This window comes from Streptomyces sp. NPDC047000, assembly GCF_040644295.1.
GTDB lineage: Bacteria > Actinomycetota > Actinomycetes > Streptomycetales > Streptomycetaceae > Streptomyces.
On sequence record NZ_JBEYWE010000078.1, the window covers coordinates 1 to 1,970 of the forward strand.

1 protein-coding gene is annotated in these 1,970 nt (G+C 70.2%); it reads right to left on the minus strand.

The window, feature by feature from the left end:
* Window positions 1-119: 119 nt before the first annotated feature.
* Window positions 120-1,856, minus strand: coding sequence for an IS1634 family transposase (locus tag ABZ862_RS38435; protein WP_359504803.1), 1,737 nt, complete (start codon window positions 1,854-1,856; stop codon window positions 120-122).
* Window positions 1,857-1,970: the final 114 nt, after the last annotated feature.

Sequence of the window (1,970 nt, forward strand, 5' to 3'; positions counted from 1 at the left end):
CCCGAGTTCGACAGTTCGCGGGCATGTAAGCGCTGGTGATCATGGCGTTGAGCTGCGGGAGCGGGCATGGCTGGGGTGAGGGGGCGTGTGCCCACGCTCCCGGAGTTTCTTTGGCCTGGTCAGCGCGTTGTCGCTGGTTCCAGGGCGTCCATCTTTGGCGGCAGTGGCACGCCGCATTCCTTGAAGATCTGCACCTGCGTGTCGGTGGGTTCGGTGAGCTGTCGCAGGCTGCCTGCGGGGCCGGTGAGGGTGACCTGGTGGAGGCGGCCGAGTTCGGTCCTGAGGGTGCGCCAGGTGGTTGCGGTGCGGCGTTCGGCGACGCGGATCAGCAGCAGGGCCAGCCAGCACAGGAGCACGTGCGCGCGGATCCGGTCGTCGATGCGGTGGTAGACGGGCCGGAGGTTGAGGGTGTTCTTCATGGTGCGGAAGGCGCGCTCGGCTTCCAGGAGGTTCTTGTAGCCCAGTGCGACGTCTTCGGCGGTCAGGTCCGGGTCGGAGGTGGCCAGCAGGTACTTGCCGTCCAGGTTGGCCTCGGCCTTCGCCTTGGCCCGGTCGATCGACAGTCGGCCGGTGGCAGGGTGCTGCTTGAGCCAGCGTCCCAGGCTGGGGTGGTCGCGCAGGGCGCACTCGGCCTTGCGGTGCACCGTGTCCGGCGGCTTCGGCGCGCGCTTGTGCCCGGCCTTGGCGGCGCGGGTGCGGGCTGCGGCGGCGTCGGCGGCGCGGGCGGTCTTGATCCGGGCGAGTTCTTCTTCGATGGCGGCGAGTTGTTCGGTGCGGCGGGTGGCGTCGCGTTCGGCCTCCACGGGGTTGTGGCAGATGACCCACCGCCGGTTGGGGTCGGAGTCCAGGCGGACCTCCTTGACCCGCAGGTTGTCCCGGACCTGCTGGTAGCGGCCCTGGCGGGCCAGGGCCTCGGCCGCCTTCGCGGACCCCTCGCGCATCTTGATCCCGGCGATGTAGTGGCCGCCGGCGCGGGTCAGGCAGGCCAGGTTTGCCTCCGAGCTGAAGCCGGAGTCGACCACGGTGACCACCCGCCCGAGCCGCCAGGAGCGCAGGTCGGCGCGGACCTGCTCGATGACGGTCTGGTCGCTGGTCTGCCCGGGCCAGACCCAGCAGCGCACCGGGATGCCCTCGCGGGTGACCGCCAGCCCGATCACGATCTGCGGCAGGTCGCCGCGGTGGTCCTTGGAGTGCCCGAACCGGCGAAGCGCCCCGTCGGCGGTGTCGGCGGTGTCGCGTTCGAAGTAGGTGCTGGTGGTGTCGAAGAAGACGACGTCGACCTCGAGGTCGAGCAGGTTGGCGGCGGCGAAGAACACCGCTTCTTGCACCGCGGCCTGCGCCGTGGCGTCCACCAGCAGGTCCATGGCGCGGTAGGCGTGCTGCTCGGCGACCTTCCCGGCGCCGGGGATCACCACGTCGCAGCCGGCCCACTCCACAGCGGCCCGTTTGGAGTCCGGTGCGATGGCCCGGTTGGCGACCAGCGTGAACAGCGCGCGTTCGACATCGGTGCGAAAGCGCCGCGTGTCCAGCACCTTGGCCAGGGCTGTGTCGATGCCCAGCCGTTTCCACAGGCCGTCCAGCAGCCAGGTCGCGCCGATCGCGCGGGAGGCGGTCACGTGCAGCGGGTCGCCCTCGGCGGCCAGCGGCGCGGCGGCGTCCTGGTGGGCGTCACCGAGGTACCGGTTGATCGAAGCCACCAGCCGGCGCAACGAACCCGCGTCGAGCCGGTCCTCGCGGCCCAGACTCAGCAGGACCTCGGCCCTGGTGGTGCCGTCAGCACGGTAGTTGGTGGCCAGCTGCACGTAGCGCACCACACTGCCGTCCTTGTTCCGGCGCTGGATCTTCCGCACGTACATGCCCGCAGAATGCAGCAAGTCCCGAGATCACCGATGCCGAACCCCGCGAATGCGCGTGCCCGCACTATCAACCGGTCTGGACCAGTCTCAACTCGCTCAGCAGCAAAGACGCTC

Bases quoted from the DNA above. Each gene is read 5' to 3' on its own strand.
- ABZ862_RS38435 (WP_359504803.1), bottom strand. From the start codon at position 1,856: ATGTACGTGCGGAAGATCCAGCGCCGGAACAAGGACGGCAGTGTGGTG.